This window comes from Achromobacter deleyi (genome assembly GCF_016127315.1).
Taxonomy (GTDB): Bacteria; Pseudomonadota; Gammaproteobacteria; order Burkholderiales; family Burkholderiaceae_B; genus Achromobacter; species Achromobacter insuavis_A.
This window is the reverse complement of the sequence record NZ_CP065997.1, coordinates 2,948,197-2,974,876: the sequence shown is the minus strand read 5'-3', so window position 1 is coordinate 2,974,876 and position 26,680 is coordinate 2,948,197. Positions and strand designations below refer to the sequence as shown.

At 70.9% G+C, this 26,680-nt stretch carries 26 protein-coding genes; 14 read left to right on the top strand and 12 right to left on the bottom strand.

All coding sequences use genetic code 11. The annotated features are described in order from the left end of the window. Positions 1–3 precede the first annotated feature (3 nt). The 6 genes from I6I07_RS13370 to I6I07_RS13345 all read left to right on the top strand — a co-directional run bounded on the left by I6I07_RS13370 (position 4) and on the right by I6I07_RS13345 (position 5,973). Positions 4–1,539 carry a PepSY domain-containing protein gene (locus I6I07_RS13370; protein WP_198487006.1) on the top strand — a complete coding sequence of 512 codons (1,536 nt, stop codon included), beginning with the start codon at positions 4–6 and terminating at the stop codon, positions 1,537–1,539. An 80-nt stretch (positions 1,540–1,619) separates the two neighbouring features. After that, the gene (gene arsC / locus I6I07_RS13365) at positions 1,620–2,048 is read left to right on the top strand and encodes an arsenate reductase (glutaredoxin) (protein ID WP_198487005.1); all 429 of its coding nucleotides are present in this window, start codon (positions 1,620–1,622) and stop codon (positions 2,046–2,048) included. Positions 2,049–2,161: 113 nt separating this feature from the next. After that, entirely contained in the window at positions 2,162–2,845 is a 684-nt protein-coding gene (locus tag I6I07_RS13360; protein WP_198487524.1) for a response regulator transcription factor, read from the top strand. Positions 2,846–2,901: 56 nt separating this feature from the next. Continuing rightward, complete coding sequence (locus I6I07_RS13355) at positions 2,902–4,728, top strand: sensor histidine kinase (protein ID WP_232626118.1); 1,827 nt, start codon at positions 2,902–2,904, stop codon at positions 4,726–4,728. Between the two features lie 95 nt (positions 4,729–4,823). After that, positions 4,824–5,258, top strand: a complete 435-nt coding sequence (locus I6I07_RS13350; protein ID WP_198487004.1) for a hypothetical protein — start codon at positions 4,824–4,826, stop codon at positions 5,256–5,258. Positions 5,259–5,367: 109 nt separating this feature from the next. Continuing rightward, on the top strand, positions 5,368–5,973 hold the full coding sequence (locus I6I07_RS13345; RefSeq protein ID WP_198487003.1) for a phosphatase PAP2 family protein: 606 nt from the start codon (positions 5,368–5,370) through the stop codon (positions 5,971–5,973). A gap of 60 nt (positions 5,974–6,033) precedes the next feature. On the opposite strand, the gene I6I07_RS13340 is transcribed toward I6I07_RS13345, so the two are convergent. After that, positions 6,034–6,585, bottom strand: a complete 552-nt coding sequence (locus tag I6I07_RS13340) for a methylated-DNA--[protein]-cysteine S-methyltransferase (RefSeq protein WP_198487002.1) — start codon at positions 6,583–6,585, stop codon at positions 6,034–6,036. Positions 6,586–6,729: 144 nt separating this feature from the next. Here I6I07_RS13340 and I6I07_RS13335 point away from each other — a divergent pair, with 144 nt between their 5' ends. Further along, positions 6,730–8,178 carry an AlkA N-terminal domain-containing protein gene (locus I6I07_RS13335; RefSeq protein ID WP_198487001.1) on the top strand — a complete coding sequence of 483 codons (1,449 nt, stop codon included), beginning with the start codon at positions 6,730–6,732 and terminating at the stop codon, positions 8,176–8,178. A gap of 403 nt (positions 8,179–8,581) precedes the next feature. Here the strand turns inward: I6I07_RS13335 and I6I07_RS13330 are convergent, their stop codons facing one another. From I6I07_RS13330 to I6I07_RS13295, 8 genes are all read right to left on the bottom strand, one after another. Continuing rightward, positions 8,582–9,064 (bottom strand): YajQ family cyclic di-GMP-binding protein, encoded by a 483-nt coding sequence (locus tag I6I07_RS13330; RefSeq protein WP_006390968.1) that lies wholly within the window; start codon positions 9,062–9,064, stop codon positions 8,582–8,584. Between the two features lie 79 nt (positions 9,065–9,143). Then, the gene (locus tag I6I07_RS13325) at positions 9,144–9,932 is read right to left on the bottom strand and encodes a heme ABC transporter ATP-binding protein (RefSeq protein WP_061073553.1); all 789 of its coding nucleotides are present in this window, start codon (positions 9,930–9,932) and stop codon (positions 9,144–9,146) included. After that, on the bottom strand, positions 9,929–10,927 hold the full coding sequence (locus I6I07_RS13320) for a FecCD family ABC transporter permease (protein WP_061073552.1): 999 nt from the start codon (positions 10,925–10,927) through the stop codon (positions 9,929–9,931). Before I6I07_RS13320 ends, I6I07_RS13325 begins: the two co-directional genes overlap by 4 nt. Then, on the bottom strand, positions 10,911–11,744 hold the full coding sequence (locus I6I07_RS13315) for a heme/hemin ABC transporter substrate-binding protein (RefSeq protein WP_198487000.1): 834 nt from the start codon (positions 11,742–11,744) through the stop codon (positions 10,911–10,913). Before I6I07_RS13315 ends, I6I07_RS13320 begins: the two co-directional genes overlap by 17 nt. A 10-nt stretch (positions 11,745–11,754) precedes the next feature. Next, on the bottom strand, positions 11,755–12,813 hold the full coding sequence (locus I6I07_RS13310) for a hemin-degrading factor (protein WP_198486999.1): 1,059 nt from the start codon (positions 12,811–12,813) through the stop codon (positions 11,755–11,757). Positions 12,814–12,881: 68 nt separating this feature from the next. Then, the gene (locus I6I07_RS13305; protein ID WP_232626078.1) at positions 12,882–15,500 is read right to left on the bottom strand and encodes a TonB-dependent hemoglobin/transferrin/lactoferrin family receptor; all 2,619 of its coding nucleotides are present in this window, start codon (positions 15,498–15,500) and stop codon (positions 12,882–12,884) included. A 112-nt stretch (positions 15,501–15,612) separates the two neighbouring features. Further along, complete coding sequence (locus I6I07_RS13300) at positions 15,613–16,614, bottom strand: FecR domain-containing protein (RefSeq protein ID WP_198486998.1); 1,002 nt, start codon at positions 16,612–16,614, stop codon at positions 15,613–15,615. Beyond that, positions 16,593–17,102, bottom strand: coding sequence for a sigma-70 family RNA polymerase sigma factor (locus I6I07_RS13295; protein WP_061073548.1), 510 nt, complete (start codon positions 17,100–17,102; stop codon positions 16,593–16,595). Before I6I07_RS13295 ends, I6I07_RS13300 begins: the two co-directional genes overlap by 22 nt. 208 nt (positions 17,103–17,310) lie before the next feature. Here I6I07_RS13295 and I6I07_RS13290 point away from each other — a divergent pair, with 208 nt between their 5' ends. After that, entirely contained in the window at positions 17,311–17,778 is a 468-nt protein-coding gene (locus I6I07_RS13290) for a CopD family protein (protein WP_198487522.1), read from the top strand. A gap of 133 nt (positions 17,779–17,911) precedes the next feature. Then, complete coding sequence (locus I6I07_RS13285; protein WP_198486997.1) at positions 17,912–18,775, top strand: hypothetical protein; 864 nt, start codon at positions 17,912–17,914, stop codon at positions 18,773–18,775. Here the strand turns inward: I6I07_RS13285 and I6I07_RS13280 are convergent. Continuing rightward, positions 18,772–19,722 (bottom strand): LysR family transcriptional regulator, encoded by a 951-nt coding sequence (locus tag I6I07_RS13280; protein ID WP_198486996.1) that lies wholly within the window; start codon positions 19,720–19,722, stop codon positions 18,772–18,774. The genes I6I07_RS13285 and I6I07_RS13280 overlap by 4 nt on opposite strands. Positions 19,723–19,878: 156 nt before the next feature. Here I6I07_RS13280 and I6I07_RS13275 point away from each other — a divergent pair, with 156 nt between their 5' ends. The 4 genes from I6I07_RS13275 (at position 19,879) to I6I07_RS13260 (ending at position 23,183) form a co-directional block, all read left to right on the top strand. After that, positions 19,879–20,892 (top strand): tripartite tricarboxylate transporter substrate binding protein, encoded by a 1,014-nt coding sequence (locus tag I6I07_RS13275; RefSeq protein WP_198486995.1) that lies wholly within the window; start codon positions 19,879–19,881, stop codon positions 20,890–20,892. Continuing rightward, a complete protein-coding gene (locus tag I6I07_RS13270) occupies positions 20,889–21,851 on the top strand; it encodes a hypothetical protein (RefSeq protein WP_198486994.1) in 963 nt (320 codons plus the stop codon). The genes I6I07_RS13275 and I6I07_RS13270 overlap by 4 nt, the downstream gene beginning before the upstream one ends. Before the next feature lie 105 nt (positions 21,852–21,956). Further along, positions 21,957–22,649: a helix-turn-helix transcriptional regulator gene (locus I6I07_RS13265; RefSeq protein ID WP_054428629.1), complete on the top strand. Its 693-nt coding sequence runs from the start codon at positions 21,957–21,959 to the stop codon at positions 22,647–22,649. A 111-nt stretch (positions 22,650–22,760) separates the two neighbouring features. Continuing rightward, a complete protein-coding gene (locus tag I6I07_RS13260; RefSeq protein ID WP_061073543.1) occupies positions 22,761–23,183 on the top strand; it encodes a VOC family protein in 423 nt (140 codons plus the stop codon). Here I6I07_RS13260 and I6I07_RS13255 read toward each other — a convergent pair. Continuing rightward, complete coding sequence (locus I6I07_RS13255) at positions 23,155–24,465, bottom strand: SLC13 family permease (RefSeq protein WP_198486993.1); 1,311 nt, start codon at positions 24,463–24,465, stop codon at positions 23,155–23,157. The genes I6I07_RS13260 and I6I07_RS13255 overlap by 29 nt on opposite strands. Positions 24,466–24,574: 109 nt before the next feature. On the opposite strand from I6I07_RS13255, the gene I6I07_RS13250 reads away from it, so the two are divergent. Next, complete coding sequence (locus I6I07_RS13250) at positions 24,575–25,495, top strand: LysR substrate-binding domain-containing protein (RefSeq protein ID WP_198486992.1); 921 nt, start codon at positions 24,575–24,577, stop codon at positions 25,493–25,495. Here I6I07_RS13250 and I6I07_RS13245 read toward each other — a convergent pair. Beyond that, positions 25,467–26,600, bottom strand: a complete 1,134-nt coding sequence (locus I6I07_RS13245; RefSeq protein ID WP_198486991.1) for a threonine synthase — start codon at positions 26,598–26,600, stop codon at positions 25,467–25,469. The two genes, I6I07_RS13250 and I6I07_RS13245, sit on opposite strands and share 29 nt — an antisense overlap. Positions 26,601–26,680 lie beyond the last annotated feature (80 nt).

Below are 26,680 nucleotides of genomic sequence, written 5' to 3'. Positions count from 1 at the left end.
GCCATGGACGCCATCCCCTCCCCCCGCCGCCGGCCCGCGCCCGTGCCGTGGTCCACCCGCGCCAAGCGCTGGCTGTACCTGACGCACCGCTGGGCCGGCATCGTGCTGTGCCTGTTCTTCGCCATGTGGTTCATCTCGGGCGTGGTGATGATGTACGTGGGCTATCCCAAGCTCACGCCGCAGGAACGCATGACGCACCTGGCGCCGCTCGATCCGGCCCGCGTCGCCGCCACGCCGGCCCAGGCGCTGGCGGCGGCCGGCGCGACCGATATGGCGGGCCTGAGCCTGGCCGCGCTGCGCGGCGGCGCGCCGGTCTACCTGGTGCCGGCCGGGCGCGGCCGCGCGCCCAAGGTGGTGGACGCCGCCAGCGGCGCGCTGCTGCCGCGCGCCAACGCCACGGTCGCCACGGCCAGCGCCGCGGCGTGGTTCGGCGGCGACTACGCCGCGCACTACCAGGGCGAGGTGGAAGAAGACGTCTACACCCATTCCGGCGCGCTCGACATGCATCGGCCGCTGCACCGCATCGACCTGGACGACCCGGCCCGCACCCGGCTGTACGTCTCGTCCGCCACCGGCGAAGTGGTGCTGGACGCCACCCGCCGCGAACGGCTGTGGAATTACGCCGGCGCCTGGATCCACTGGCTGTATCCGTTCCGTGGCAACGTCTTCGATCCGTGGTGGCACGACATCGTCGTCTGGCTGTCGGTGATCGGCGTGGCCGTGGCGCTGACGGGCACGGTGGTCGGCATCCTGCGCTGGCGCTTCTCGCGCCCCTACGCCAGCGGCAGCCGCTCGCCCTACCGCGAGAACATGATGCGCTGGCACCACCTGGCCGGCCTGCTGTTCGCCGGCATCACCATTACCTGGATATTCAGCGGCCTGATGTCGATGAACCCGTGGAAGGTGTTCAGCAGCGGCGCGCCGCCATTGGCGCAGCAGGCCTACGCCGGCGGCGCCTATGCCGCCGACGCGCCGCAGGCGCCGCCCGCCGCGCTGATCCGCGCCTTGCCCGCGGCGCCGCGCGAACTGCGCTGGCAACGGGTGGACGGCCACGACCTGGTGCTGGCCCGCAGCGGACCGGGCGCGCCGCAACTGCTGGCGGCGGCCGACGCGCGGCCCGTCACGCTCGACCCGGCCGCCCTGCGCGCCGCCGCCGCGCGGCTGGTGCCCGGCGCCAAACTGACCGAGGTGCAGGTGCTGGACCGCTACGACTTCTACTACTACGGCCGCGACGAGCACGCCATGCTCGGCCATATCGAAAAGCCGCTGCCGGCGTGGCGAATGGTGTTCGACGACCCGCAGGCCAGCTGGGTCTACCTGGATCCGCGCACCGGCCAGGTGCTGAGCCGGCAGGACCGCGGCAACCGCGCCAGCCGCTGGCTGTTCGCCTTTTTGCACAGCTGGGACTGGACCGGCCTGCTGGCGCGGCGGCCGCTGTGGGACATCCTGCTGGTGTTCCTGAGCCTGGGCGGCGCGGCGCTGAGCCTGACCGGCGTGGTGATCGGCTGGCGCCGGCTGGGCCGCAAGCTGCGCGCCTGACGCCGGGCGCATGGGGACAGGGCCGAGCCGGAATGCACTATGCTCCCCCCTTGTCCCCGCAACACCGCAAGGAAGGCCCCATGTCCGACGTCACCATCTATCACAACCCCAAGTGCGGCACCTCGCGCAACACGCTGGCCATGATCCGCAACGCCGGCATCGAGCCTCAGGTCGTGCTGTACCTGGAGACGCCGCCGTCGCGCGCGGAACTGAAGGCGCTGTTCAAGCGCGCCGGCATCACCGTGCGCGACGCGCTGCGCGAGAAGGGCACGCCCTATGCCGAGCTTGGCCTGGATGACGCCACGCTGAGCGACGACGCCCTGCTGGACGCCATCGAGGCCCACCCCATCCTGCTGAACCGCCCCTTCGTCAGCACCCCGCAGGGCGCGCGCCTGTGCCGCCCGTCCGAACTGGTGCTGGACATCCTGCCGGCGCCGCAACAGGGCGCCTTCACCAAGGAAGACGGCGAAGCGGTGATCGACGCCCAGGGCAAGCGCATCGCCAAGTGAACGCGCCGCCCCGCGACGCCGCCGCATACCCAGTTTCAGGGATAGCCAGCCCCGAGGGAGGCCGGCAAAATGCCACGCGGGCAAATTCGCCCGTGGCTCCCCTGTCCGCCGCCATGACCGACCTGTCGCCCGTCTCCGCGCTTGCCCTGCCCGCCCCGGTCCTGGTGGTGGAAGACGAACCGCTGGTCTGCCGCCGGCTGGAACGGCTGCTGGGCCAGCTGGGCTACCCGGCCGACGCGCTGCTGTTCGCGGCCTCGCTGGCCGAGGCGCGGCGCCGCGCGGCCGACGAATCGGTCGCGCTGGCGCTGGTCGACCTGGGCCTGCCCGACGGCAGCGGCATCGACCTGATCGCCGAGCTGCGCGCCGCCGATCCGGCGCTGGCGATCCTGGTCATCTCGGCCTGGAGCACCGAAGACGCCATCCTGGCCGCGCTGCGCGCCGGCGCCACCGGCTACGTGCTCAAGGAGCGCGACGACCTGGAAGTGCTGCTGTCGCTGCGCAGCGTGCTGCGCGGCGGCGCGCCGATCGACCCGTTCGTGGCCCGCCGCATCATCGAGGAAATGCGGCCCGCGCCGGCCCAGGCCGCCCCCGCCGACGCGGGCGAAACGCTCAGCCCGCGCGAAGGGCAGATCCTGCGGCTGGTGGCCGAGGGGCTGGGCAACCGCGAAATCGCCGAGCAACTGTTCCTGTCGCGCTACACCGTCGAATGCCACATCAAGCACATCTACCGCAAGCTCGCCGTCTCCTCGCGCACCCGCGCGATCCACACGGCGCGCTCGCGCGGCTTGCTCGACTGACGTGGCTGGCGTTGCTGGCCTGGCTGGCCTGGCTGGCGCTGCTGGCCGCGCCGGCCATGGCGCAGCCCGATGCGGCCGACTGCGTGGCGCGGGTGCTGGAGGTGCGCACGGCGCAGGCCGGCCCCGGCGGCGAGCGGCCCGCCGACGGCCCCGCCTGGCGGACGGTGTCGCTGCCGGACGACTGGGACAGCCGCTGGCCCCAATACAGCGGCGCCGTCTGGTACCGCATCGACTGGCGCCATGGCTGCGGCGGCGCGCCCGCGGGCCAGGCCGCGCTGGCGGTCGAGTCCATCGTCATGGCCGGCGAGATCCATCTGAACGACGACCTGCTGTGGCGCGACGCCAGCCTGGTCGAGCCGCTGTCGCGCAGCTGGAACATGCCGCGCTACTGGCGCCTGCCGCAATCCTCGGTGCGCGACGGCCTCAACACCCTGTGGATCCGCGTTACCGGCGTGGCCGGCCAGACGCCCGGCCTGGGGCCGGTCCACCTGGGCGAGCCCGAAGCGCTGCTGCGCGACCACGAGATGCGCGCGTGGCGCAACCGCACCCTGTTCCTGGTCAACCTGGTGATCTCGGCCACGCTGGGCGCGCTGTTTTTCTTCCTGTGGGCCATGAAGCCGCGGCAGTCGAGCCATGGCTGGTATGCGCTGACCGCGTTCTTCTGGGTGCTGTTCTGCGCCAACGTGCTGGCCGTCAGCCCGTGGCCGTTCGGCACCACGCTGATGGCGGCGCGCGCCAACACGGTCGCGCTGACCCTGCATATCGCCTGCTTCTGCCTGTTCACCTGGCGCTTCGCCGGCCAATCCTGGCCGCGCCTGGAAAAGGCGCTGTGGTTCGCCGTCGCCGTGATGCTGGCCGCTGCCATCGGCGTGCCCGATACGGCCGTGGCTACCATGCAGCGCATCATCGTGCTGACGGTCTCGGCGCTGTTCTACCTGAACTGCCTGCAATTCGCCGTCCACGCCGTGCGCAGCCGCAACCGCGAGCAGATGCTGCTGGCCGCCTGCCTGGTGATTTTCCTGGGCGCCGCCCTGCATGACCTGCTGCTGATCCTCAAGCTCATCGGCGGCCTCTCGGTCATCCCCTACACCAGCGTGGCGGTGCTGGTCGGCATGTCGGCCGTGCTGGGCCTGCGCCATGCGCGCGGCGTGCGGCGCATCGAACGCTTCAACCACGAACTGGAGATCTCGGTCGGCCGCGCCCGCGCCGAGCTGGCCACCACGCTGGCGCGCGAGCACGAGCTGGCGCTGGCCAACAGCCGGCTGCAGGACCGGCTGGAGATCGCGCGCGACCTGCACGACGGCCTGGGCGGCTCGCTGGTGCGCATGACGGCGGCGGTCGAGCAGGCCGGCGAGCCGCTGCGGAACCGGCAGGTCCTGTCCATGCTCAACCTGCTGCGCAACGACCTGCGGCAGACCATCGACAACGGCGCCAGCGCCGACATGACGCCCCCCGCCACCCCGCGCGAATGGATCGCGCCGCTGCGCCACCGCTACACCCAGCTGTTCGACGAGCTGGGCGTGGCGGTGCGCTGGGACGTGCCCGGCGCCTGGGACGGCACGCCCTCGGCCCTGCAATGCCTGGCGTTGACGCGCCTGATCGAGGAAGCGTTGACCAACGTGGTCAAGCACAGCCGCGCCCGGCGGGTCGGCGTGACGCTGCGCCAACCGGCGCATGGCCAGCTGGAACTGGAGATCGAGGACGACGGCGTCGGTTTCGACGTCGACGCCGTGCGCCGCGCCAATCTCAGCGTCGGCGTGCGCAGCATGGCCACCCGCATCGCGCGCGTCGGCGGCGCGCTGGACATCGCCTCGGTGCCCGGCCGCACGCGGCTGTGCGCGCGCCTGTCGCTGCCGCAGCCGGCCAGCGCGGCAATTACCTGATTTCAGGGATACCCAAAAGCCGGCGCGGCCGATGTAATGCGGCGTTGGCCGGCGCGCCTCACGGCAAGCCGGCGTGCTTTCTTCGCAGACCGCCCATGCCCACGCCTTCGCTTTACCGCTGCCGCCAACCAGACGTCTCGCGAGGGGCCGCCGCGCCGCGGTTGCAGGACCTGATCCGCCGCCACGCGGAGCCGCTGGCGCAATTGTTGCGGCGCCATCTGGCAAGCGCCCCCACGGACGGCGGCGCCGGCTTCGACGCCGCCGCCGCGCATTGGCGCGAGCGCGGTTCCGGCCCGTTTTCATCCTGGCTGTATGGCATCGCGCTGGGCCTGTTGCGCGAGGCGGACGCCGCGCCCGCGTCCTCGCCGGCCGGGGCGGGATTCCTCGACCGGTTCACCGCCGCCATGCCGCCGGAGGTGGCCCAGCCCCTGCTGGCCCTGGCGCGCTCGGAACTGGACGCCGCCGAATGCGCGCTCTACCTGTGCAAGCCGGCGCCCGCGGCCGAGCGCCTGGCCGGCCTGGCGGGGTAAATCGCATCCAGACGTAAATCCATGGATTCCGCCGCATTTTGCAAGGGATTTGACGGCAAACCTGTCTACTATCCCGCCTGACAAGATAATTTCAGTCAGATGACGAGTCATGGAATTCCTGGAACCCCTCAATCAGTCCCTGTTTCTTCTGATCAACGCCGATCCCGCCAGCCCCGCCTGGCGCATCCAGGCCGGCCTGATCGTCGCCAACCGGCTGATCCAGCTGCTGCCGATCGTCCTGGTCGCGCTCTGGCTGTGGGGTGGCCAGGCGCAACGCGACCTGGTGCTCAAGGCGCTGGCCGGCATCGGCGCGGCGCTGTTCATCAGCTACCTGTGCGGCGCGCTGTGGCCGCATCCCCGGCCGTTCACGCTCGGCCTGGGCCACGCCTTCTTCGCCCACAAGGCCACCGCGTCGTTCCCCAGCAACCACACCATCATCATCGCGACGCTGGCGTTCACGCTGATCTTCGACCGGCGCTGGGCCGGCTGGGGCTACGCCACGCTGCTGCTGGCGGCGCTGGTCGGCCTGTCGCGGGTCTACCTGGGCGTGCACTTCCCGCTCGACATCGCCGGCGGCCTGCTGCTGGCGCCCGTGGCGGCCGGGCTGGTCATGCCGGTCTGGCGCCGCGTCGGCGCGCCGCTGACCGCGCTGCTGCAGGCCCTCTATCGCAAGCTGATGGCCTTGCCCATCGCGCGTGGCTGGATCCGCGCCTGACGGCCGCATCCCTGCGCCGCGCCCGCACGGGCACGGATTCGACGCTTCCCTGACAAACAATCAGGCCGCGCGCGCCACCGGCGCGCCCGTGGCCGCCCGCCAGCGGCCTTCGTGGTCCAGCAGCCAGCGCTTGCGATGCAGGCCGCCGCCATAGCCGGTCAGCGACGCATCGGCGCCGATCACCCGGTGGCACGGCACCACGATCCCCACCGGATTGGCCCCATTGGCCATGCCCACGGCGCGCACCGCCGACGCCCGGCCGATGCGCCCGGCCAGGACGCCATAGCTGACCGTCGCGCCCGGTTCGATATCGCGCAGCGCCCGCCACACCTGGCGCTGGAAATCGGTGCCGCCCAGCGCCACCTCCAGCCCGTCGATCGCATCGACTTCGCCATCGAAATACGCCTGCAGCCGGCGGCTCGCCGCCGAGGCCCGCGCGGCATCCTCGACCCGCACCGCGCCCTTGCCATACTGGCGGCGCAGCAAGGCATGCATGCGGGGTTCGTAATCCTCCCAATCGACCGCGCGCAGGCAGGCCTGCGCATCGGTCAGCACGAGCATCTGCCCGATGGGCGTGGCAACACGTTCCAGGGTGAAAGTTTGAATCGGCATGGCAGGCTCCGGATGCGGTGGGAATGGGTCCAATATAGGCTGGCCGGCGACGCCGCGCTGGCGGATTCCGGACATGGCAGTGCGCGTGACAACAGTGTCCGAAAACCGCTAGATCGCGCCTGCGTCCGGCGCTAGCATGGCCCCATGAACCTCGACCATGATGCCTGCTACAGCGCCATCCGCGTGCGCGATGCCCGTTACGACGGCCGCTTCTTCACCGCCGTCAAGACCACCCGGATCTACTGCCGCCCGGTCTGCCCGGCGCGCACGCCGCTGTCGCGCAACGTCCTTTTCTACCCCACGGCCGCGGCCGCCCAGGAAGCGGGCTTTCACCCCTGCCTGCGTTGCCGCCCCGAGACCGCGCCCGCCGCGGGGTCGGCCCCCGAGCTGCCCGACAGCGTCGCGCGCGCCCTGGCCCTGGTCGAGCTCGGCGCGCTGGACGATGCCGGCGTCGATGCGCTGGCCGCGCGCCTGGGCGTGGGCGAACGCCAGTTGCGGCGCCAGTTCCGCCAGCACCTGGGCGCCTCGCCCGTGGCCGTGGCCCAGACCCGCCGCGTGCTGCTGGCCAAGCAGCTGATCCACGAGACCCACCTGCCGATGGCCGAGATCGCCTTCGCCGCGGGCTTTGGCAGCATCCGCCGTTTCAACGAGATCTTCCACGCCCTGTTCGGCCGCCCGCCTGGGGAATTGCGGCGCTCCGGCAAGCCCGATATCTCGGCCGGCCCGCAAGGCGAGATCAAGCTGCTGCTGCGCTACCGCCCGCCCTACGACTGGCCCGCCATGCTGGACTTCCTGCGCGCCCGCGCCATCCCCGGCATCGAACGCGTCAGCGGCGACAGCTACACCCGCACCATCGGCCTGGACGGCGCCCAGGGCACCGTCCGCGTCGAACCCGGCGCCGGCAACGCGCTGCAAGCCACCGTCCGCTTCCCGCAACTGCACGCGCTGCCCGCCCTCATCGCGCGCCTGCGCCGCGTCTTCGACCTGGCCAGCGACCCCGCCGCCCTGGCCGCCCAGTTCGCCCACGATCCGGTCATGGCGGCCCTGACCGCCGCCCGCCCAGGCCTGCGCGTGCCCGGCGCCTGGGACGGCTTCGAACTCGCCTTGCGCGCCGTCCTCGGCCAGCAGATCACCGTCGGCGCCGCCATCAAGCTCGCCGGCAAACTCGTCGCCGCCCACGGCCAGCCCCTGGACCAACCCGACGGCGACCTGACCCACCTGTTTCCGCTGCCCGAAGCCATCGCCCCCGCCGACCTCGCCCCCCTGGGCATGCCCCGCAGCCGCGCCGCCACCCTCTCCGCCGTCGCCGCCGCCGCCCTGGCCGACCCGCGCCTGTTCGAAGCCGCCGACAGCCTGGACGCCTCCGTCACCCGCCTGCGCGAGATCCGCGGCGTCGGCGAATGGACCGCCCAATACATCGCCCTGCGCCAACTACGCGAACCCGACGCTTTCCCCGCCTCCGACATCGGCCTGATCCGCGCCCTGGAAAAACTCGAAAACCGCGCCTACACCCCCGCCCAACTCCTGGCCCGCGCCGAAGCCTGGCGCCCCTGGCGCGCCTATGCGGCCCAGCACCTGTGGGCGGCGTATTGAGGAAATGACGGTGCGCCGTGCAGGCACGACGCCCACCCGATGGATCAGGCCAGCAAGACCACTCCCCGCAAGCGCGCAGCGCACACCGCCCCGACGCCCCAACCCGCGTATGCAAAAACCGGCCGCGCAGGGCGGCCGGTTTTCTGCGGGCAACGCAAACCTCTCCACCCCCCACCGCCCTGACTGCGCCGCAAACCAAGACGCCGGTAGCCCGTTGCGCGGGGTGTCGGGAGGGTGGGCAACCTCGATGCGCCCGAGGGAATCTGAAGGAAGGCCGAAGGCCTGAACGAAGATGACGAAGGGGAAGTCCGGAGCGAACGCTCCGGACCGCAATCGTGGGCGCCCACCCTCCCGACACCCCGCGCAACGGGCGGCCTACGAAGCCCCCGCCGCCAAAAAAAAATCAGTCCCGAAAATTCTCGAACTGCAACGGCAAATCCACATCCGTCTTCTTCAACAACGCGATCGCCGTCTGCAGATCATCCCGCTTCTTGCCACTGATCCGCAGCTTGTCGCCATTGATCTGGCTCTCGACCTTGAGCTTGGCGTTCTTGATCGCCGCGATCAGCTTCTTGGCCACCGGCTGCTCGATGCCCTGCTTGATCGTCACCTTCTGCCGCGCCCCGCCCAGGTTCTCCAGCGGATCCGCCACATCCAGGCAGCGCACGTCGATCCCGCGCGCCGACAGGCGGCCGCGCAGGATATCCAGCATCTGCTTGAGCTGGAACGCGCTGGATGCGACCTGCGTCACCACGAAGCCTTCCAGCTCGAACTTGGCATCCGTGCCCTTGAAATCGAAACGGGTGGCGAGCTCGCGGTTGGCCTGGTCGATGGCGTTGGTGAGTTCGTGTTTGTCGACTTCGGAGACGACGTCGAAAGTAGGCATGACACTGGGTCCTGTCGGTAGATGAGGAAAAGGCGGCCACGGCCGCCGCGATGCCCCATTTTACCGGGGCTCGCCCGCATCAAGCCATCAGCACCAGCAGCCGGTCGGCCTGCAGCGGGTGCGGCATCACCTGCGCCTCGATGCCGTACGCCAGGAACAGGTTGGCCGGCGTCAGCACCTCGGCCGGCGTGCCCAGCGCCACCGCCTGGCCGCCGCTCAGCAGCAGCAGGCGGTCGCACCAGCGCGCCGCCAGGTTCATGTCGTGCAGGATGACCAGCACGCCCGTATGGCTTTCGCGCGCCAGCTGGGCCGCGCGCCGCATCAGGTCGGCCTGGTGCTTGGGATCCAGGCTGGCGGTGGGTTCGTCCAGCAACAGATAGCGGGCCTCGTCCGCGGCACGCGCCGCGCGGCATTGCACCAGCACCCGGGCGAACTGCACCCGCTGCTGCTCGCCGCCCGACAGCTGCGGATAGCGGCGGCCATCCAGGTGGCTGACGTCGGCCCATTCCAGCGCCTGCCGCGCCAGTTCGTCGACCTCGGCCGGCGACAGTTCCGGAAACGGATAGGCGCCCATCGCCACCACCTCGCGCACCCCCAGGTCGAAGGTCAGCCCGGGCTTCTGCGGCAGCACCGCGCGCTTGCGCGCCTGCTCGCGCGGCGGCATCGCGTCCAGCGGGCGGCCGTCCAGCGTCAGGCTGCCGCCATCCGCGCCCAGCTCGGCCGACAGCGCGCCCAGCAGGGTCGACTTGCCGGCGCCGTTGCTGCCCAGCAGGCCCACCACTTCGCCGGGATGGATCGCCAGCGACACGCGGTCCAGGATGCGCTTGCCGTCGCGCGCCAGGGTCAGATTTTCAGCGGCCAGCATCAACCGTGCCTCCGGCCGCGCGCCAGCAGCCACAGGAAGAAGGGACCGCCCACCAGCCCGGTCACCAGGCCGATCGGCAGTTCGGCCGGAATCACCACGATGCGCGCCAGCCAGTCGGCCAGCGTCATCACCAGCCCTCCGCCCAGCAGACAGGCGGGCAGCAGCAGGCGATGGTTGGCGCCCAGCGTCATGCGCACCAGGTGCGGCACCACCAGGCCGACGAACACGATGGTGCCGCTGGCGGCGACCAGCGGCCCGACGATCAGGGTGCAGGCCAGCACCAGCCGGGCCCGCGCCTGCTTGAGCGAATAGCCCAGGTGCTGGGCCTCGCGCTCGCCCAGCAGCAGCGCGTTCATCACGCGCCACTGGCGCATCAGCCAGAACGACAGCAGCAGCACCCACGGCCCCAGGAAGGCCAGCAGCTTCCAGCTGGCGCCGGCCAGGCTGCCCATGTTCCAGAAGGTCAGGTCGCGCAGTTGCGCGTCGGAAGCCATGAAAGTGAACAGGCCGATCAGGCTGAAGGCAATGGCGGTGATCGCCACCCCCGCCAGCAGCAGCCCGGCCACGCCCGGCACGCGCCGGCCCACCATGTAGGCCGACAGCGTCGCGACCAGGCTGCCGATGAAGGCGCCCGGCGCGGTGTACCAGAAGCCGCCGTGCGTCATCACGATGGCGATGACGGCGCCCAGCGAGGCGCCGGCGGAAATGCCGATCAGGCCCGGCTCGGCCAGCGGATTGCGGAATAGCGCCTGCAGCGCCGCGCCCGAGATCGCCAGGCCGGCGCCCATCACCACCGCCAGCAGCACCCGCGGCAGGCGGATGTCGATCAGCACGTTGCGCCACAGCGCCTGTTCCGGCGTAGGCGTGCCCCACAGCAGCGACGGCAGTTCGCGCAGGGGAATCGAGACCGCGCCGCTGGCGCTGGCCGCCAGCACCGCCGCCACCAACGCCACCGCCAGGAGCACCAGCGCCAGGGGCGGGTTAGCGCGCCATGGCATGCGCGGCCTCCTGCTTGAGCTGCGTCAGCGCCTGCGGCAGGCGCGGGCCCAGGCCCAGGATCAGCAGGTCGTCCATCACGATGATGCGCTGCTTCGCGGCGGCCTGCGTGACGGCGATGCCGGGCAGCCGCGCGAAGCCTTCCAGGCCGCCGCTGGCCTGCAGCGACTCGCGCGTCACGATGATCAGGTCCGGCGCCAGCGCGCCGATGGCTTCGGGCGACAGCGGTTTGTAGCCCTGCTGCCCGTCCAGCACGTTGGCCAGCCCGGCCAGGTGCATGACCTCGGCCGCCGCGGTGCCATGGCCCGCGCCCTGCGGCGCGCCATTGCGGTTTATCAGCAGCAGCGCCCGCGCGCGCGTGGCGGGCAGCGCCTCGGCCTTGTCGAGTTCGCGCGTCACCTCCTGCACCATGCGCTCGCCGGCGGGCGCCACGTCCAGCGCGCCCGCCACGGCGCGGATGCGCGCCTTGAGCGAATCGACCGACGGCGCGTCCGGCACGCTCACCACCCGCACCCCGACCTCGCCCAGGCGCTTGAGCGCCTCGGGCGGGCCGGCCTGTTCGGAGGCCAGCACCAGGTCGGGCTTGAGCGCCAGCACGCCTTCCACCGGCACCGCGCGGTAATAGCCGACGCGCGGCAGCTTGGTCGCGGCCTCCGGGTACAGGCTGGACTGGTCGTCGCCCACCAGCCTGTCACCCTGCCCCAGGCCGTAGACGATCTCCGTCACGCTGCCGCCCAGGGTCACCACGCGCGCCGGCGGCGCCGCCTGCGCGCACGCCACCAGCATCCATCCCGCCGCCATCGCCAGCCATTTCTTCATTGCTTCATCCTCACGCGGCCAACGGCACGCGGCACAGACCCAACATCAATTCACGCCAACCCGGCAGTTCCGGCTTGCCCGGCTTGCGCTCGCCAAAGAACTGCGCAATCAGGTCGCCGCTGGAAGAATACAGCTCCAGCGACGTCACCCAGCCATCGCTGGTGGGCTTGTTGACCACCCACGCCGACGCGATGGCGGTGGTGTCCAGGTGCAGGTTGAACTTCGGGTCCAGCACGTTATACCAGGGACCGGTGCGGCGCAGCTGTTCAACCGGACCCGTGTGGATCTGGATCATGCCCCGGTTGCCGACGAAGCACATGATCGACAGGCCGCTGCCCGCGGCCGACTCCAGCATGCGCTCGACCGATTCCACCGGCACCGTCTGGGCCAGGTCCTCGCCGGCCGCCGCCAGCGCCGCCAGGCGCGACACCTTGAACTTGCGCAGCAGCGGGAAGAATTCGTGCGTATCCTGCATGCCGAGCCAGGCCTGGCGCCATTGCGCGCTGTCCTCGACCCGCGGCGCGTCGGTGGCGGGCGCATAGGGCGAGGTCTCGGGCCAGCGCGACGCGCCGGCGAAACGGGCCACCAGCGCGTCATACGCGGCGACGTTGGTGGCCTCGGTGCGATAGACCTTGTGCACCGCCACGCCCTCGCCGTCGAAGAACTGCAGGCTGTGGCGGCCATCCTGCTCGACCGCCCAGGCCGAGCGCCAGCTCGAGAAGAACACGCGCAGGTCGATGTCCGGCCCCAGCACCAGGCCAACCGGCCCGTCGGCCTGGATGTCCAGGTATTCGCCGTGGCGTTCGTGCACGCACCAGTCATTGCGCGTCAAGGCCATCACCGGACCCAGCGTGCCCAATTCGCGGAAGATCTCCTGCGGCTGGCCGTGCAGTTCAATCGCCTTGACGCCGCCACAGCCGGCGGCGACCCATTCGGCCTCGGAGACGCCCAGTTCCTGCGCCAGGTTGCGGGCGCGCAGGCCGGGCTTGCTCGCCGCCAGCGCGTCGTTGCGCGCGCGCAGCTCGGCGGCGCGGGTGTCGAAATCGGTGTGCTTCACTTCTTGGTTCATTGCGGGCTCTCCAGCCGGAATGGAAAATCGAGACTGCCGCCGCTGTCGCGCAGCGGCGGCAGCGCGGGTCAGTATTGATAAGTCAGTGAGACGCGCAGGCTGCGTCCCGGTTCCGTGTACCAGTCCACCGGCCGCGGCAGGGCCGTGGCGCCGGCGGTCGGCACGTTGATCGCTTCCCAGTACTTCTTGTCGAACAGGTTGAAGACGCCGGCCTGCACCTGCAGGCCCTTGACCGCCGTCGGCCGCCAGTAGCCCATCAGGTCCACCACGCCGTAGCCGGGCGCCTGGAAGTCGCGGTTGGGCGTCGTGGCGCCGGCTTCCGGGTACTCGACCTTGTTGCGGCGCAGGGCGGTGGTCAGCATCGCGTCCACGCCCCACACGTCGCGGCCGTAGCCCACGCCCAGCACCGCCTTCAGCGGCGCCACCGAGTTCAGGTACTGGCCGGTGCCTTCATCCTTGCCCACCGCCCACGCCAGCGAGCCCCAGGTGCGCCAGCCCGGCGAGAACTTCCAGTGCGCGCTGGCCTCGGCGCCATAGATGCGCACCTTGGCGCGGTTGACGTTGCCGGTGATGCCCAGCGGGTACTGCCCGGCCCATCCCGGCTGCCACTGCGGCGAGTTGGCGTCCAGCGGCACGTTGCTGTCGATGAAATTCTGGTAACGGTTGTCGAAGAACGATAGCGCGCCGCCGAGCGAATCGGATCCCAGCTTGGCGCCCAGTTCCCAGCCCTTGCTGGTTTCGGGTTTCAGGTAGGGATTGCCGACCCGCAGGTAGGTGCCGGGACCGCCGTAGTTGGTGTACAGCTGCGTCGCGCTCGGCGCCTTGAAGCCATAGGCGTACTGCGCATACAGGCTCAGCGCGTCGGCCGCCTTCCAGGTGGTCAGCAACTTGGGGGAAAAGCGTCCGCCGCGGTTCTCGGGCGGCAGCACGCCGCCATTGCGGTTGCTGGCGTAGCTTTCGGTGGACTTGGGCTTCTGCTCGTAGTGGTCGTATCGTAACGCCGGCATGACGGTGTAGCGGCCGTCGCCGAAGCTGAATTCGTCTGACATCCACAACGCCCACTGGCTGCCCTTGGACAGCGGCACGTCGGCCTGGTTGGTGTGCAGCATGTCGCAGGTACGCGGGCCGAACAGCGCCGGCGTGCCGGGCGGCACCGTGGGGCAGTTGTCGTAGCCGCTGGAATTCTGTTCGGTCTTGTTGCCGTACCACTCGCCGCCCACGGTCCACAGCTGCGACACCGTGTTGCCCGCCAGCCGCTTGGTCAGCTCGCCATTGGCGCCGAACATGGTCTGGCGGATGGAGTTGTTGCGGCCATAGGCGCCGCTGGGAAAGCCGTAGCGGAGGGGATCGCCGGGAATGATGTTGGCGCGCGTGTCGCGGCTGCGTTCGCCATCCAGCGCGCTGTCGAGCTGCATGCGCTGCCAGTACACCACCGCGGTGGCGCTGTCGATCCAGCCGCCCTCGCCGGGCGCCTTGTAGGAATAATCGAGCGACACGCGCTGGCGCTCGGTTTCCTTCTTGGTGGTGTTTTCGCCGATCAGGTAGCTGGTGCCCGGCCCCTGCTCGAACATGCTGTCCTGCGTGGCGTTGCGCTTGAAGTATTCGCCGGTCAGGCCGAAGCGGTGGCCGCCCTCGACGCGCTGCTGCAGCTTGAGCAGGAAGCTGCGCTGGTCGTAGTCCTCGGGCGTCGGCTGGTTGCGGCGCGGGCCGTAGCCGCCGACGTCGCCGCGATTGTCGAGCGCGTGGCCGTTGCGCACGCCCGCCTGCACCAGCCAGAAGGTGTTGCTGTGGATCTGCCCGGCCAGCGCGGCGTTGGCGCCCCAGCTGCTGTCGGCGGTGTCGTAGTCGGTCTTGGCCAGCGCGCCGAAGGTCTTGCCGTCGGCCAGCAGGTCCGAGGGATCGAGCGTGTACAGGTCCGCCATGCCCGAGATGGCGCCCGAACCGCCGGCGCTGGCGTCGGCGCCGCGCACGATGTCCAGGCGCGACAGGGAATTGAAGTCCACCGCTTCCAGGCCGCCCTTGACGCCGCGCGCGCCGTCGTCGAGCCACGGCAGGCGGATGCCGTCCACCCGCGTCAGCACGCGGTCCTGGTCGAGGCCGCGGATGTTGATGCTGTTGTTCTGGCGGTTGAAATTCACGCCGGGTTCCAGGCGCTTGCTCAGGTCGCCCCAGCTGCGCACCTGCGCGTCGTCCAGGCGCTTGCGGTCGCTGCGGGTTTCCCAGGCGGGCGTGACCGCCGCGCCCTCGCCTTCCACCGTGACCGGCGTCAGCTGCGTCACGCCGGCCTGCGGCAGGGCCTGCAGCACGAACACGCCCGGGCTGCGCTCGCGCGCGGCCAGGCCGCTGCCGGCCAGCAGGCGGGCGAAACCGTCAGCCACGGAATACTCCCCGTTCAGGCCGGCACCACGGCGCTGGCCCACCAGCGCCGCGTCGAACAGCACCGTGACGCCGGCGTTGTCGGCGAAGCGCGACAGGTTCTCGGCCAGCGGGCCGGCCGGAATGCGGTAGCTGCGCGCCTGCTCGGCCGGCGCGACCTGGGCCAGCGCGGCGGCGGCCGGCCACAGCGTGGCGGCGGGGGCAGCCAGCGCGGTGGCAATGCGCAGCGCCAGGGCCAGGCGGGTCAATCGGCATGGAGCCTCTCGGTTCATGGGGGTGCCGCGGGCGCGGCTGGCGGGGGAGTGAGCCATGGTCGTCCTTTCGATCCAACGGGTATCGGCATTCGTGTGCCTCTACTGACCATGACCCTCGGCCAACGCCAACCGGACAGCTCGCCCCCGGCTTTTTTGTAACAACGACAAATCAGGCCTGTCCCGCGCGCGGCATGATCGTCACCCAGTACGCGCTGCGGTAGCGCACCTGCACCGGCAGCGTGGACGGCAAGGCCGCCAGCACCGCGTCGGTATCCTGCAACTGGAAGGCGCCCGAGATGCGCAGCCCGGCGACTTCCGGATCACAGCGCAGCACGCCGGGCCGGTAGCGGCCCAGCTCCGCCGCGAAGGCATCCAGGCGCCAGGCGCTGGCATGCAGCACGCCGCGCGTCCAGTCGGCGGCATGCGGGTCGGCCGGCTCGATGCGTGGCGCTTCATCGCCGCGCAACCAGGCCTGCTCGCCAGCCGCCAGCGCCAGGCTGGCGTCGCCGCGGCGCAGCGTCACGCCGCCTTCCTGCACGCTGACGCGGCAGGCCGAACCGTCTTCGCGCACGCAGAAGCGCGCCGCCTGCGCCTGGACATCGCCCTGCCGCGTGCGCACCACGAAGGGCCGCGGATGGGCGCCGCCCTCGGCCACCGCGTGGACGGCGATCTCGCCGGCGCGCAGCCGCACCAGCCGCTGGTCGGCGTCGTACAGCACATCCACCGCGCTGGCGGTGTTCAGGCGCATGGAGGAACCGTCGCTGAGCGCCACCCGGCGCTGTTCGCCAGTGGCGCTGCGGTAGTCGGCGCTCCATTCGAACGGACTGGCGCGCCACGCGGCCCAGCCCACCGGCCCCGCCACGATCAGCGCGGCCAGCGTCTTCACCGCCGCGCGCCGGCCGGCGGATTCGGGCCGGTTCAGCGCCGCCATGCCGAGCGACGCCGGGATCAGGCCGAAGCGCTGGTTGACGCGCTGCGCGCGCTGCCAGGCGTGTTCATGCTCGGCCTTGCTGGCGCGCCACTGCTGGCAGGCATGGACGTCGGCATCGGTGGCGCGCTCGGAGCTCAGGCGCAGCAGCCAGCGCGCCGCCTCGCCCGCGACCTTGCGGTCGACGGCGGGCAGCTCGCCCGCCACGCCCCACGGCGCGCTCACATCACCGCCATGATGCATTGCTCGTACCCCTTGGCGATGTAGCGGTGCACCGACCGCACCGACACGTTCAGGCGCGCGGCGATCTCGATATGGCTGAGCCCTTCCAGCTGCGCCATCAGGAACGCCTGCCGCGCCGGCCGCGCGAGGCCGGCCAGCATCTCGTCGATTTCCTGCAGCGTTTCGAGGATGAGCAGGCGCTGCTCGGGCGACGGCGCCATGGCCTCGGGCATGGCCGCCAGGGCATCCAGGTAGGCCTGTTCGAGCGAGCGGCGCCGGTAATGATTCAGCACCAGGCGCTTGGCGATGGTGGTCAGGTAGGCGCGCGGCTCGCGCAGCGCGTCCAGTTCGTGCCGATGCCGCAGCACCCGCAGGAAGGTGTCCTGCGCCAGGTCGGCGGCATCGCAGGAGTTGCCCAGCTTGCCCCGCAGCCAGTTATGCAGCCATCCGTGGTGCGCGCGGTAGAGCAGATGGACGGCGTCGCCAGAGGCTAGCGCGAGGTTGGACACGGTGAACTCCCGGAGATTCTTGATTACAAATAACAATCAATCTCATTCTAAATGGAAACCCCTGACGTACGTCAAGAAGTCCGCCCGGGCGTCAGGGGGATATATGATGGGGACAGACTCGGCCGCGTTCTCCCCGGCGGCCACCGCCCTCAGCCAGGCCTCGCCGCCGCCGTCGCGCCGGCGCGGGCCATTCCCGAACCCCGACACCATGCTCTACAGCGCCCTGAAACTCATCCACCTGCTGGCCGTGATCCTCTGGGTCGGCGGCATGCTGTTCGCCCACTGTTTCCTGCGGCCGGCGGCCGCGCAACTGGAACCGCCGCAGCGCCTGCGGCTGATGGCCGCGGTGCTCGGCCCCTTCCTGAACGCGGTGCTGGCCGCCATCGTGCTGATCCTGGCGACCGGCGCGGTCATGATCGGCCAGGAAGCGGCCCAGGCCGCGCGCAGCGGCGGCGCCTTCTTCATGCCGCGCGCCTGGACCGTGATGGCCACGGGCGGGCTCGTGATGACTGTCATCTACGCCTACATTCGGGCCGCGCTCTATCCGCGACTGCGCGCGGCGGTGGCCGCCTCCGAGTGGCCGCGCGGCGGCCAGGCCATGGCGGGCATCCGCCGCTGGGTCGGCGTCAACCTGGTGCTGGGGCTGCTGATCGTGGCGGCCGTCTTCCTGCTATAGGGCGGACCGGACGCAGCTATCGGCCAGGCTCGGACGCCTATCGGATTTCTTTGGACTGGTGCAATACGCCGTACATCCGGCGTGGCCACACTGGACCGGACTCTCGCGGGTCTTACACATAAAAGGAAAATCCATGATCAAACGCGTCCTGCCCCTGGCCGCCCTGGGCCTGTCCCTGGCCACCCTCTCGGCCGCCTTCGCCGCCGCTCCCATCGACAACAGCGCGCTCGAGCAGCCCGCCTTCCGTGAACACAAGACGACCTACGGCGTGGTCTACCGCCTGCCGCAGGACGTCAACGCCGTGCTGGACGCCAAGGTCAACGGCACGCTCAAGCAGGACCTGCTGGCGCTGGGCCTGAAGACCGAGGCCGAGACGTCCAACATCCCGCACGTGACCGTGGTCCACATCCACAGCGCCGACAGCGCCACGCCGCAGCGCATGCTGCGCGCGCTGCCCAAGCCGCCGGCGCCGCTGCAGGTCACCCTCAAGGACTTCTACCCGACCGAAGCCGCCAAGGGCGCGGGCCACCCGTGGTGGCTGGACCTGGGCGTGGTCAAGAGCGGCGCGGGCTTCGAGGCCATGATGGCCTACAACACCGTGGCCACCGCTGCCCTGGCGCCGCTGCGCGACGGCCCGCTGCCGCGCGTGACCGGCCCGGTCTACGCCAAGATGGCCGACGCCGGCCGCGACCTGGTCAAGACCATGGGCGTGAGCGGCGTCAACGTGATGAAGAACGGCAAAGAAGTGCGCGCCCACAACCCGCACACCACGCTGGTCTACAGCATGGCGCTGTACGACGCGCGCCTGGCCGACGCCATGAAGCAGGCGTCCGCCAAGTTCAACGCCGTGCTGCCCGACGGCATCCAGACCACCTTCAAGGACGTGTCGATCGTCGAGATCGGTTTCGCCGGCAACGTGCTGCGCGAGATCTACCGCGTCAGCCTGGAAGACGGCTCGGCCATCGACGTGGCCACCGGCAAGCCGGTCAGCCGCTAAGCCTGGACGTCCGCGGCCAGGCGCTCGCGCAGCACGTCGCGCACCTGGTCGCGCAGCCACGCCTGCAACGGCGAGGCGTGCTGGCGGCGCGCCCACACCATTGCCAGTTCCATGCGCCGCAGCCGCGCCGGCATCTCCAGCATCGCCAGCGGGAAATGGCGGCAATGCGCCCGCGCCACGCTGGCCGGCATGGTGGTGGCGTAGTCGGTGTCGACCAGCACGTAGGGCGCCACGCCGAACCCCGACAGATAGGCCGAGAACGCCATGCGGCCGGCGCCCGGCTTGAGCAGCCGGTCGAAGGTCGTCTCGCGGCCGTACATCTGCTCGAACGCGAACCACTTGATGGCGCCCAGGTCGGCCAGCGTCAGCGCGCCGCGCGCGGCCCAGGGATGGCGCGCCGACAGCACGCAGACGCGGCGGTCGGTGTGCAGCGCGTCGCGGTGAAAGCGCGCCGGCACCTTGCCGAACAGTCCGATGGCGATGTGCAGCCGCTCGGCCTCCAGGTCGTCGGGCGCGAAATCACCGTGCAGCGACTGGAAGCGCAGCGTCACGCCGGGCGCGGCGCGGTGCAGCCGTTCGATCAGCGGCGCGGCCAGCAGGATCTCGCTGTGCGCGCCGGTGCCGATGTTGACCACGCCTTCGGCGCGCGCCGGGTCGAAGGTCTCGGGCGGACGCAGCGCGGTCTCTAGCTGCGCCAGCGCGTCGTGCACCGCCGCGTGCAGCTCCAGCGCCCGCTCGGTCGGGATGAAACGGCCCTTCACCACCACCAGCAGCGGATCCTCCAGCCGCAGGCGCAGGCGCGCCAGGTCGCGGCTGATGGCCGGCTGCGTCTTGTGCAGCAGGCGCGAACTGGCGGTGGCGCTGCGCGTGCGCATCAGCACGTCGAAGGTCAGCAGCAGGTTCATGTCGAGCCTGCGCAGGTAGGGCAAGGATTGGGGGTCGCTCATGGCGCCATGCTATGCCTTAACCGAATGACTGAAAAGAACCATATCGAATTCGATATGGCGGTCTTGCGCCACCGGCATTGGGCAGGCGCGGCCGGCTTGGCTACAGTCCGCCACGGACCGGGCGTTTCGACCCGGCCATCCGTCACGGAGACAACCATGGGCCCCACCCGCCACCTTCCCGCGCCGCGGCGCATCCGCCCCGTGCTGGCCCGCTGGGCCGGCCGTGCCATGCTGGCGCTGGCCGCCTGCCTGCCGCTGGCCGCGCAGGCCGCCGATTTCCCCAGCCGCCCGATCACGCTGGTGGTGCCCTTCCCCGCCGGCGGCACGCCCGACATCCTGGCGCGCCTGCTCAGCGACAACCTTTCCAAGCGGCTCGGCCAGCCGCTGATCGTCGAGAACCGCGCCGGCGCCGGCGGCAACATCGGCGCGCAGGCCGTGGCGCGGGCCGCGCCCGACGGCCAGACGCTGCTGATGTGCGCGTTCGGCTGCACCGTGGCGCCGTCGCTGTACCAGCCGGCGCCCTACGACATCGTCAAGGACTTCGCCCCCGTCGCCATGATCGGCACCGTGCCGAGCGTGCTGGTGGTCAACCCCAAGGTGCCGGCCGACACGCTGCCGGCGCTGCTGGCGTATGCCCGCGCCAATCCGGGCAAGCTCAATTCCGCGTCGTCCGGCGTCGGCGGCTCGGCGCACCTGGCGACCGAACTGCTCAAGCAGCGCGCCGGCATCGACCTGGCCCACATCCCGTACAAGGGCGCCGGCCAGGTGGCGGCCGACCTGCTCGGCGGCCAGGTCGACATGTACTTCGACAACCTGCCGGCCTCGCTGGCCAACATCCGCGCCGGCAAGCTGCGCGCCCTGGCGGTGGCCAGCGCCGCGCGCGCCCCGGCGATCCCGGACGTGCCGACCTTCGCCGAGGCCGGCGTGCCCGACTTCCTGATCACGCCCTGGTTCGGCGTGATGGCCCCGGCGGGCACCCCGACCGCGGTGCTGGACACGCTGCACGACGCCTTCGCGCAAGCGCTGCAGGCCCCCGAGGTGGCGGCCAAGATGCGCGAACTGGGCGTCGAGACCGCCGCCGGCTCGCGCGCCGACCTGGGCCGCTTCGTCACCACCGAGACGGCCAAGTGGAAACAGGTCATCGAGACCAACCACATCAAGGCCGAATGATGGCCGCTTCCCCGGACGACGGCCCGGCGCTGGCGCCGATCCGCCTGCGCGACATGGGCGCCTTCCACGTCGGCGGCCGCGACCTGGCGCTCGGCGGCCTGCCGCGGCGCGAACTGGTCATGGCCGAAGGCGGCCAGCCGGTGGCGCTGGATCCCAACGGCACCTACCGCGTCGAGCAGATGTACGCCCAGTATTTCCTGTCGGAGCCGCCCAGCGGCCGGCCGCCACTGGCGTTCTGGCACGGCGGCGGCATGACCGGCGCGGCCTGGGAAACCACGCCCGACGGCCGCCAGGGCTGGCTGCACTATTTTCTGCGGCGCGGCTGGGACGCCTACCTGTGCGACGCGGTCGAGCGCGGCCGCGCCGGCGCCGCCCCGCACGTCTGGCCCGAGGCGCCGGTGGTGCAGACGCAGGAAGACTGCTACACGCGCTTTCGCATCGGCCGACCGGGCACCCGGCCCGGCCCCGGCAGCGCCTACCCGGACACGCAATTTCCGCTGGAAGCCTTCGGCGCGCTGGCCGCGCAGATGGTGCCGCGCTGGGTCCACACCGACGCCGCCATCCTGCGCGCCTACCAGGCTTTCCTGGAGCGGATCGGCGCGGCCATCGTGGTCTGCCATTCGCAGGCGGGTGTGTTCGGCATCCGCGCCGCCCACGCCTTGCCGCGGCGGGTGCGGGCGCTGGTGGCGCTGGAGCCGGCCAGCATCCCCGACCTGGGGGCCGATGCCCATTACGACACCCCCACGCTGATCGTGATGGGCGACCACATGGACACCGACCCGCGCTGGCCGCGGATGCGGGCGCGGGTGCATGAATTCGCGGCGCGCCATGCCAGCGTCACGGTGCTGTCGCTGCCCGACCAGGGCATCCACGGCAACTCGCACATGCTGATGATGGACCGCAACAGCCTGGCGCTGGCCGGGCGGGTGCACGACTGGCTGGCGGCGCTGCCGGGTTGAGGGCGGCGGGGCTGAGGGTGGCGGGGTCGAAGGCGGTGGGCCGAGGCTTCCAGCTGCTGCCATTTTCGTGGCAGCATTACGCCATCCCGCCCTTGCCCGCCCTCCATGTCCCGCACCGAACGCCTCCTGGACCTGCTGCAGACCCTGCGCTGCCACCGCCTGCCCGTCAGCGGCCACCGGCTCGCCGCCGACCTGGGCGTCAGCCTGCGCACGCTTTACCGCGACATCGCCACGCTGCAGGCCCAGGGCGCCGAGATCGAGGGCGAGCCGGGCATCGGCTACGTGCTGCGGCCCGGCTTCATGCTGCCGCCGCTGATGTTCAGCACCGAGGAGATCGAGGCCCTGGTGCTGGGCACCCGCTGGGTCGCCGGACGCTCGGACGCGCGGCTGGGCCAGGCCGCGGCCAACGCGCTGGCCAAGATCAGCGCGGTGCTGCCGCAGGAACTGCGCGACGAACTGGACGCCATTCCGCTGCTGGTCGGCCCCAGCAGCTGGGCGGTGGTCGACCGGGTCGACCTGTCCCTGATCCGCCAGGCGATCCGCGGCGAACAGAAAATCGCCATCACCTACCGCGACGACAAGGGCGCCGATTCCGAGCGCGTCATCTGGCCGTTCGCCCTGGGATTCTTCGACAGCGTGCGCATCGTCATGGCCTGGTGCGAACTGCGCCAGGACTTCCGCCATTTCCGCACCGACCGCATCGCCACGCTCGAGCCCGGGCAACGCTATCCGCGCCGCCGCCACGTGCTGCTCAAGGAATGGCGCGCCCTCAATACCGCCAAGTCCGACGGCTGCTGATCCGGGGCGTCCGCCGCCGCGCCGGCGGGTGCGACATCGGCATGAAGACTACTGACAAAATCTGACAGCATGCCTCTCTAAGATGGGCGCTCATTCAACCAGGAGCGCATCATGTCCGCCAAGAACTTCGTCATTTTCTACGTCGACAAGCCCGAGGCCAGCGCGGCGTTCTACAGCGCGCTGCTGAACCGCCCGCCCGTCGAAAGCTCGCCCACCTTCGCGCTGTTCGCGCTCGATTCCGGCCTGATGCTGGGCCTGTGGTCGCGCCACACCGTCGAACCCGCCGCCGCCGGCCGCGGCGGCTGCACCGAACTGGCCTTCACCGTGCCCGACGCCGACACGCTCAACCAGCGCCACCTCGACTGGACCCTGCGCGGCCTGCCGATCCTGCAGGCGCCCACCAACATGGACTTCGGCCGCACCTTCGTGGCGCTCGACCCCGACGGCCACCGCCTGCGCGTGTTCGCGCCGGCGCCGGACGCCCTGCCCGCCGAGGAAGAACTGGTCACGATCCCGGCATTCCCAGGAGCCTGAACCACAGGTAGTCCAGCGGCACCAGCGCCACGAACGACACCAGCGCGGTCAGCAGGCTCAGCGCCAGGCCGCTGCGCGCCGGCACCTGGCCCATGCCCATCGCCACCACGATGGGCGAGGCCTGGTACGGCATGATGACGGTGGCGTAGCCGGCCACCTGCGCCATCAGCACCGTCATCAACGGAAAGCCCGAGGCCTGCGCCAGCGTCTCGGCCAGCGGCGTGTACAGGGCCGGCACGCCATTGGCCGTGACCACGAAGTTCAACGCCGCCGACAATCCCACCAGCGAAAAGAAGCTCTGCATCGGCGCCTCGGGCGACAGCGGCAGCCAGGCCAGCAGGGCCCGGCCGATGATGCCGCCCAGGCCGCTATCGGCCACCATCGCGGCCAGCCCCAGGATGCCCGCGACGTAGATCGCGGTGCGGAAGTTCACTTCCTTGCCGAACTGCTCGCCGCTGACGAACCCCACCTTGGGCAAGAGGCACAGGCAGGCCGAGGCCAACCCGATCCAGGCCGGCGACACGCCGTGCCATCCGTCCGTCACCCAGCCCAGCAGCGTCAGCCCCAGCAACACCGCCAGGCGCTTTTCGGCCGCCGACAGCGGCCGGGCCGCGGGCGCCGGCGGGGCGGCCTCGGGCGTATCGCGGAACAACCCGGCGATACAGGCCACCAGCACCGCGCCTTTCAGGATGCCCAGCACCGGCGCATGCAGCCACAGGTACGGCAGGTAGCCCAGCTGCAGGCCATAGCTGGTCTCGATGCTGCCGGCCATCACCAGGTTGGGCACGTTGGCCGGCAGGATCGAGGTGGACAGCTGGAAGGTGCCGAAGCCCACCGCCAGCGCCAGGCCGATGCGCCCGCGCCGCCCCGCGACCAGTCCGATCTGGTCGGCATAGGCCAGCACGATCGGCATCAGCAGCGCGATGCGGCCCATGTTCGACGGCATCACGAAGGCCAGCAGGTAGGTCAGCGCCACCACGCCGGCCACCACCTTCGGATACGAACCCGACAGGCGCCGCGACAGCGCGCCCGCCATACGGTCGGCCAGGCCGGTGTATTTCAGCGCCAGGCCCAGCACGTAGCCGCTCAGCACCAGCCAGAAGGCCGCCGACGAGAAGCCGGAGAACACCACCTCGCGCGGGGCGGCGGCGAAGATCATCGCGGCGCTGAAGAACAGCAGCGCCGTCAGGTATTCCGGCAGGCGCGAAAAGGCCCACAACGCGATCGTGATCGCGGTGATCAGCGCGGGTAGAATCGGAAAACCGGAGGCGACAAGATGCATGAGCGGACCATCACAAGAACACGAATCGGCGCAGTGTACGGACCCTGTCCCGGGCTGAAAATGCGCGATTCGCATAGGCTGCCTGCGCGCATCGCGTAGGCTCGCCGCCATGCGTTTCGACCTGACCGACCTGGCGCTGTTCCTGCACGTGGTGCAGGCGGGCAGCATCACCCACGGCGCCGCCCGCGCCAACCTGGCCCTGGCCGCCGCCAGCGCCCGCATCCGCAACCTCGAAGCCTCGCTCGGCGTGCCGCTGCTGGAGCGCCGCCGCCAGGGCGTCATTCCCACCCCGGCCGGCCTGAAACTGGCCGCCCATGCCCGCATCATGCTGGCCCAGGCCGACCGTCTGCGCGACGACCTGGCCGATTTCTCCGGTGAATTCGGCGGCTCGGTGCGCCTGCTGTCCAACACCAATGCGCTGACCGCCTTCCTGCCCGAGGCGCTGGGCGGGTTCCTGGCGGCGCATCCGCGCATCAACGTCGAATTGCAGGAAATGCTGAGCGACGAGATCGTCGAGTGCATCGCCGACGGCTCGGCCGACATCGGCATCGTCGCGGGCACGGTCGATACCGGCGCCCTGCAGACCTACGCCTATCGCGCCGACCGCTTCGTGCTGATCGTGCCTGCCGGACACGCGCTGGCCGGCACGGCCGAGGTCGCCTTCCGCGACGTGCTGGACGAGGACTTCGTCGGGCTCGACCGCAGCAGCGCGCTGCAACGCTTCCTGGCGCGGCAGGCGCTGGTGGTCGGCAAGCCCATCAAGCTGCGGGTGCAACTGCGCAGCTTCGACGCCATGTGCCGCCTGGTCGAAGCCGGCGTCGGCGTGGGCATCGTGCCCGAGACCACCGCGCACAGCATGCGCCAGTTGCTCAAGGTGGTGCCGGTGGCGCTGTCCGACGCCTGGGCCTCGCGCCAATTGCTGCTGTGCGTGCAGTCGCGCGACACCCTCAGCGCCCGCGCCCGCCGCCTGCTCGACCACCTGCTGGCGGACGCCGCGCCGATCACGCCGCCGAATACAGATCCGTCATGAACTGCGTGGCCTTGATGCCGGTGCCGGTCAGCAGCACCACGGTGCGCTCGGTCGCGCGGATCGCGCCGCGCGACCGCAGCCGGTCCAGCGCCGCCGCGGCGGTGGCGCTGGTGGGTTCGGCGTAAAGCCCCATCTGCGCCAGCCTGCGCACCGCGGCGACGATGTCCGCCTCGGGCACCGCGACGGTCTGGCCGCCGCTGGCGCGGATCGCCTGCAGCACTTCGCGCAGGCGCACCGGCCGCCTGATCGCCGTGCCTTCAGCCACCGTCGGCAGCACGTCGCGCGGCACCAGCGTGTCGACGCCGGCGTGGAAGCTGGCGTCCACCGGCGAGCAGTTCTCCGGCTGGGCCACGAACAGGCGCGGCAGGCGCGTGATCTGTCCGGCCGCCAGCAGCTCGGCGAAACCGATGGCGCAGCCCAGCACGTTGCTGCCCGCGCCCGCCGGGATCACCACGTTGTCGGGCGCCTCGAAGCCGAAGTCCTCCCATATCTCGTAGGCGATGGACTTGGTGCCTTGCAGGAAGAACGGCTGCCAGTTGTGGCTGGCGTAGAAGATCCGGTCGGACGCGTCGATCGCCGCGGTCTCGGCGTTCTCGCGCGGCCCGTCCACCAGTTGCACGTCGGCGCCGAACGCGCGGATCTGCGCCACCTTGGCGGTCGAGGTGTAGGCCGGCGCGAAGATGGTGACGCCCATGCCGGCCGCCGCGCCGAACGCCGCGATGGCGGCGCCGCCGTTGCCCGAGCTGTCCTCGGCGATGGCGTCGATGCCGATCTGGCGCAGCCACGACAGCATCACCGCCGCGCCGCGGTCCTTGAAGCTGCAGGTGGGGTTGAACCATTCCAGCTTGAAATGCGGCCGCAGCCCGCCCCAGCCGCGCTCCACCATCGGCGTGCAGCCCTCGCCCATCGACACCGGGCGCTCGATCGTCGCCGGCAGCGCGGCGCGGTAGCGCCACAGCGAGCGCTCGCGGCGGTCGATGTCGTCGGGCGAGATGCCCGGCAGCGGCGAGATCATCAATGGAGCGCGGGCGTCGGAACACCAGCGCGCTTCATCCAGCGCATGGCGCGCGCCAGTGAGGGGGTCGAAATAATGGGGATCGGACATGGCGATCAACCTGGCGGAGAATCGGGAATGGCCGCAGTCTAGGCCCGCCCGCCCGTTCCGCGTTGCAATATCATGTTGCG

Coding starts and splice junctions, on each gene's coding strand:
- I6I07_RS13310 (WP_198486999.1), bottom strand. CDS start 12,813: ATGAACCAAGAAGTGAAGCACACCGATTTCGACACCCGCGCCGCCGAG.
- I6I07_RS13255 (WP_198486993.1), bottom strand. CDS start 24,465: ATGCATCTTGTCGCCTCCGGTTTTCCGATTCTACCCGCGCTGATCACC.
- I6I07_RS13260 (WP_061073543.1), top strand. CDS start 22,761: ATGTCCGCCAAGAACTTCGTCATTTTCTACGTCGACAAGCCCGAGGCC.
- I6I07_RS13265 (WP_054428629.1), top strand. CDS start 21,957: ATGTCCCGCACCGAACGCCTCCTGGACCTGCTGCAGACCCTGCGCTGC.
- I6I07_RS13245 (WP_198486991.1), bottom strand. CDS start 26,600: ATGTCCGATCCCCATTATTTCGACCCCCTCACTGGCGCGCGCCATGCG.
- I6I07_RS13370 (WP_198487006.1), top strand. CDS start 4: ATGGACGCCATCCCCTCCCCCCGCCGCCGGCCCGCGCCCGTGCCGTGG.
- I6I07_RS13360 (WP_198487524.1), top strand. CDS start 2,162: ATGACCGACCTGTCGCCCGTCTCCGCGCTTGCCCTGCCCGCCCCGGTC.
- I6I07_RS13285 (WP_198486997.1), top strand. CDS start 17,912: ATGATCAAACGCGTCCTGCCCCTGGCCGCCCTGGGCCTGTCCCTGGCC.
- I6I07_RS13250 (WP_198486992.1), top strand. CDS start 24,575: ATGCGTTTCGACCTGACCGACCTGGCGCTGTTCCTGCACGTGGTGCAG.
- I6I07_RS13270 (WP_198486994.1), top strand. CDS start 20,889: ATGATGGCCGCTTCCCCGGACGACGGCCCGGCGCTGGCGCCGATCCGC.
- I6I07_RS13280 (WP_198486996.1), bottom strand. CDS start 19,722: ATGAGCGACCCCCAATCCTTGCCCTACCTGCGCAGGCTCGACATGAAC.
- I6I07_RS13305 (WP_232626078.1), bottom strand. CDS start 15,500: ATGGCTCACTCCCCCGCCAGCCGCGCCCGCGGCACCCCCATGAACCGA.
- arsC (WP_198487005.1), top strand. CDS start 1,620: ATGTCCGACGTCACCATCTATCACAACCCCAAGTGCGGCACCTCGCGC.
- I6I07_RS13320 (WP_061073552.1), bottom strand. CDS start 10,927: ATGCCATGGCGCGCTAACCCGCCCCTGGCGCTGGTGCTCCTGGCGGTG.
- I6I07_RS13330 (WP_006390968.1), bottom strand. CDS start 9,064: ATGCCTACTTTCGACGTCGTCTCCGAAGTCGACAAACACGAACTCACC.
- I6I07_RS13315 (WP_198487000.1), bottom strand. CDS start 11,744: ATGAAGAAATGGCTGGCGATGGCGGCGGGATGGATGCTGGTGGCGTGC.
- I6I07_RS13300 (WP_198486998.1), bottom strand. CDS start 16,614: ATGCATCATGGCGGTGATGTGAGCGCGCCGTGGGGCGTGGCGGGCGAG.
- I6I07_RS13345 (WP_198487003.1), top strand. CDS start 5,368: ATGGAATTCCTGGAACCCCTCAATCAGTCCCTGTTTCTTCTGATCAAC.
- I6I07_RS13290 (WP_198487522.1), top strand. CDS start 17,311: ATGCTCTACAGCGCCCTGAAACTCATCCACCTGCTGGCCGTGATCCTC.
- I6I07_RS13335 (WP_198487001.1), top strand. CDS start 6,730: ATGAACCTCGACCATGATGCCTGCTACAGCGCCATCCGCGTGCGCGAT.
- I6I07_RS13275 (WP_198486995.1), top strand. CDS start 19,879: ATGGGCCCCACCCGCCACCTTCCCGCGCCGCGGCGCATCCGCCCCGTG.
- I6I07_RS13350 (WP_198487004.1), top strand. CDS start 4,824: ATGCCCACGCCTTCGCTTTACCGCTGCCGCCAACCAGACGTCTCGCGA.
- I6I07_RS13355 (WP_232626118.1), top strand. CDS start 2,902: ATGGCGCAGCCCGATGCGGCCGACTGCGTGGCGCGGGTGCTGGAGGTG.
- I6I07_RS13340 (WP_198487002.1), bottom strand. CDS start 6,585: ATGCCGATTCAAACTTTCACCCTGGAACGTGTTGCCACGCCCATCGGG.